Below are 4,712 nucleotides of genomic sequence, written 5' to 3' on the forward strand. Positions count from 1 at the left end.
CGTCAGTTCTATCTGCAACCTCAAAGCGGTGTTTTGAGCTGACTTCGTCAGTTTCATCTACAACCTCAAAACAGTGTTTTGAGCATCATGCGGCTAGCTTCTTAGTTTGCTCTTTGATTTTCATTGAGTGTAAAAAACAGATGAGTCTCTGTTTTCTTTTTATGGACTATAAATGTTCATCTGAAACTACTTTCAAGGATATTATTATACAAAAGAGTTTCTTGAAACTAAAATCTATTATACTACACTGTATTGAAAGCGTTTTAGAAATGAGGTATAATAAATTTGCTAACACTTATAAAAAGTGATAGAATCTTATCTTTATGTATATTTAAAGATAGATTGCTGTAAAAATAGTAGCAGCTATGCGAAATGACAGATAGAGAGAAGGGATTGAAGCTTAGAAAAGGGGAATAATATGATATTTAAGGCATTCAAGACAAAAAAGCAGAGAAAAAGACAAATTGAACTACTTTTGACAGTTTTTTTCGACAGTTTTCTGATTGATTTATTTCTTCACTTATTTGGGATTGTCCCCTTTAAGCTGGATAAGATTCTGATTGTGAGCTTGATTATATTTCCCATTATTTCTACAAGTATTTATGCTTATGAAAAGCTATTTGAAAAAGTGTTCGATAAGGATTGAGCAGGAAGTATGGTGTAAATAGCATAAGCTGATGTCCATCATTTGCTTATAAAGAGATATTTTAGTTTAATTGCAGCGGTGTCCTGGTAGATAAACTAGATTGGCAGGAGTCTGATTGGAGAAAGGAGAGGGGAAATTTGGCACCAATTTGAGATAGTTTGTTTAGTTCATTTTTGTCATTTAAATGAACTGTAGTAAAAGAAAGTTAAGAAAAGACAAACTAAGTGCATTTTCTGGAGTAAATGTCTTATTTCAGAAATCGGGATATAGATATAGAGAGGAACAGTATGAATCGGAATGTTCAAGAACGTAAGTGTCGTTATAGTATTAGGAAACTATCGGTAGGAGCGGTTTCTATGATTGTGGGAGCAGTGGTGTTTGGAACGTCTCCTGTTTTAGCTCAAGAAGGGGCGAGTGAGCAACCTCTGGCAAATGAAACTCAACTTTCGGGGGGGGGGAGCTCAACCCTAACTGATACAGAAAAGAGCCAGCCTTCTGAGGAAGGAGAAAATATAACTCTTCCTGCAGAGCATGTAGAGTCTGTTTCAGAGACTGAACTTTCTGGCAATGATCAAGAACAAGAAAGGGAAGATAAGCAAGAAGAAAAAATTCCAAGAGATTACTATGCACGAGATTTGGAAAATGTCGAAACAGTGATAGAAAAAGATGACTTAGAGACGAATGATTCAAATGGAAAAAGAGTAGACTTGTCTGATGAATTAGAGAAAGTAAAGGGACTCCAAAATGCAACTGTTCATGTGGAGTTCAAACCGGCTGCTGATGGTCCTAGTTTTTACAATCTCTTTTCTGCTTCCAGTACAACTAAAGTAAATGAGTACTTTACAATGGCAATCAATAATGGGACAGCTTTGATAGAGGGACGTGGAGCTGATGGTAGTCAATTTTATGGAAGTTATACAGATGCGCCTTTGAAGATTAGACCAGGCAAGTATAATTCGGTTACTTTTACTGTTGAAAGACCAAAAAAGGATAGTCCAAATGGTCAGGTTCGTCTTTATGTGAATGGTGTATTATCTCGTACGAATAAAAAGTCAGGGAAATTCCTGGCAGACATGCCAGATGTGGATAAACTTCAGTTAGGTGCAACTAATAGAGCAGGAGAACTGAAGTGGGGCTCAAATCTCTCTATTCGTAATCTGACTGTATACAATCGTGCTCTAACTCCAGAGGAAGTCAAAAAACGTAGCCAGTTATTTGATGTGACAGATATTGAGCCGTCACTTCCTGAAGGGGCAGTCTTGACAGAGAAGCAAGAGTTGTTTATGAGCGGTGTCAATGGTAAGCCAAATAGTGAAGGAATTAAGAGTTATCGGATTCCAGCTTTGCTACGTACGGATAAAGGAACATTACTGGCAGGGGCAGATCAGCGTCGTCTCCACCATTCTGATTGGGGAGATATTGCTATGGTCGTTAGGAGAAGTGAGGATGGGGGAACTACTTGGCAGCCAACCTTAACCTTGACCAACTTGCGAGACAATCCAGAAGCAAAAGATCCGCAGGCACCATCTCCACTTAATATCGATATGGTCTTGGTTCAAGATCCTACCACAAAGAGAATTTTTTCAATCTACGATATGTTTCCAGAAGGTCGAGCTGTCTTTGGAATGCCAAACAAACCTCAAAAAGCTTATCAACAAGTTGGAGATAAGCACTATCAATTACTATATAAACAAGGGGAAAATCAAGCATATACTGTCCGAGAAAACGGAGAAGTATATGATGCAAATAATCAAAAAACAGATTATCGCGTTGTAGTGGATCCAAAAGAAGAAGCCTACAGAGATAAGGGTGACCTCTATAAAGGAGAAGAGCTTCTTGGGAATATCTACTTTGCTCCATCTGCTAAAAATCCATTTCGTGTAGCCTATACGAGCTATTTGTGGCTTTCCTATAGTGATGATGATGGGAAAACTTGGTCGCAACCAAGAGATATTACACCATCAATTCGCCAAGATTGGATGAAATTTTTAGGAACAGGTCCAGGTACAGGAATTGTGCTTAGAACAGGAGAGCACAAGGGTCGTATCTTAGTTCCTACTTATACCACCAATGCTATCTCCCATCTAAGCGGATCCCAGTCTTCTCGTTTGATTTATTCAGATGACCATGGAGAAACATGGCAGGCTGGAGCGGCTGTCAATGATGATAGGACGGTAGGTAGAAGGAAAATTCATTCCTCAACTATGAATAATAGTCCTGCCCAAAATACAGAGTCAGTTGCTGTACAGTTAAATAATGGTGATGTGAAACTCTTTATGAGAGGATTAACGGGTGATTTACAGGTTGCCACAAGTAAAGATGGTGGGCAAACTTGGGACAAGGAAATCAAGAGATATAATCAGGTTAAAGATGTTTATGTCCAAATGGCTGCTATTCACACCATGCACGAAGGAAAAGAATACATCATTTTAACCAATTCAGGAGGACCTAAACGGACGAATGGAATGGCTCATTTGGCTCGTGTAGAGGACAACGGAGACTTGACTTGGTTACATCATAGACCAATTCAAAAAGGAGAGTTTGCCTATAATTCGCTCCAAGAATTAGGAAATGGGGAGTATGGTATCTTGTATGAACACACTGAAAAAGGACAAAATGACTATACCCTATCATTTAGAAAATTTAATTGGGACTTTTTAACAAAAGATCCGGTATATCCAACGAGTGTAACTATCAGGGACGTTCGTAAATTGGAAACAGAAGAAGAGGATGCAGAACAAGGTATCTTAGCTATGCAATTTGATTCTGAGGTACTAGTGAATTCTATTCCGACTTTGACTTTAGCGAATGGACACAAAGCTACCTTCTTGACCCAAGCAGATCAAAAAACTCTACTTTTCACCTTTAATAAAGAAGATGCAGGTCAAGAAATTACAGGTCTACTGGCCGGTAGAATTGACAGTATGCATGATTTACCAGTTACACTAGCTGGCAGTAGAATTCCTGAAGATGCGAAAGAAAATCCTGTCGAGACCATGAATACAGTAAGAGAAAATGTATCTGAGGAGATGACAGAAAGGAAGTCAGAGAAGGATAAATTATCTTTGGGGTCTTCAGATAGAATGGTAGCAAACTCTCCTCTTACTTCTTTTGCTCCTCGTTACCTCCAATCTTATGTAGGAGATGTTATTAAAACTGAGACTAAAGTTCCAATAACGACTGGTTGGAAGCAAGAAAATGGTACGTGGTATTTTTATACATCTGCTGGTGAAGTGGTGAAAGGCTGGCATCAGGAAGCGGATAAATGGTACTACTTGAGTTCTACTGGTGCGATGGCAACTGGTTGGGTCAGAGATGGTAATCAATGGTATTATTTGAGTGAGAGTGGAGCAATGTCTACTGGCTGGGTTGAATCCAGTGGTGTGTGGTACTATCTCAATGCTAACGGCTCAATGGCAACTGGTTGGGTCAGAGATGGTAACCAATGGTATTATTTGAGTGAGAGCGGAGCAATGTCTACTGGCTGGGTTGAATCCAGTGGTGTGTGGTACTATCTCAATGCTAACGGTTCAATGGCAACTGGTTGGATAAAAGATGGAGACCATTGGTACTATCAGGAATCATCTGGTGCAATGAAGGTAAATCAATGGTTCCAAGTTGGAGACAAATGGTACTATGTCAATGAAAGCGGAAGATTAGCGGTTAATACTATAGTAGATGGTTATAAAGTTAACTCCAATGGGGAGTGGGTCAACTACTAGAACCTTGGATGTTGATGAATAACTGAGACATGTTTTGTCCGTCATAGAGATAAAAAGTTTATTTAGATAGTTTTCGTAGAAATTTCTACTTTAAGAAAAAGTCAATTTAGATGAGCTCTTATTGCCGGGTAAATGCCTTGCTAGTCGTAAATAAACTGTATATTTCCGACTTACTTAGGACTGGATACCACTAGTCGCAACTTAACAGTTCGCTTTAAGTGTTAAAATCCCGACTTTATCACTTAATTTTCCGCCGACCTTACTTAATCCCTTGGTACATCTGGATTTTCCGACTATTTTTCAACTTTTCGTTTGTTGTATATAGTTATGTATGCTATAATAGA

At 38.8% G+C, this 4,712-nt stretch carries 2 protein-coding genes; both read left to right on the plus strand.

From position 1 onward, the window contains the following. The first annotated feature begins 418 nt into the window (after nt 1-418). Complete coding sequence (locus HT678_RS10510) at nt 419-646, plus strand: hypothetical protein (RefSeq protein WP_000576348.1); 228 nt, start codon at nt 419-421, stop codon at nt 644-646. A gap of 287 nt (nt 647-933) precedes the next feature. Further along, nucleotides 934-4,368 carry a sialidase domain-containing protein gene (locus HT678_RS10515; RefSeq protein ID WP_172924997.1) on the plus strand — a complete coding sequence of 1,145 codons (3,435 nt, stop codon included), beginning with the start codon at nt 934-936 and terminating at the stop codon, nt 4,366-4,368. The last annotated feature ends 344 nt before the right edge of the window (nt 4,369-4,712 follow it).

This window comes from Streptococcus sp. 3167, assembly GCF_013277175.1.
Taxonomy (GTDB): domain Bacteria; phylum Bacillota; class Bacilli; order Lactobacillales; family Streptococcaceae; genus Streptococcus; species Streptococcus pseudopneumoniae.

Excerpts from the sequence above, each read along its gene's own strand:
- HT678_RS10510 (WP_000576348.1), top strand. The coding sequence starts at position 419 with ATGATATTTAAGGCATTCAAGACAAAAAAGCAGAGAAAAAGACAAATT.
- HT678_RS10515 (WP_172924997.1), top strand. The coding sequence starts at position 934 with ATGAATCGGAATGTTCAAGAACGTAAGTGTCGTTATAGTATTAGGAAA.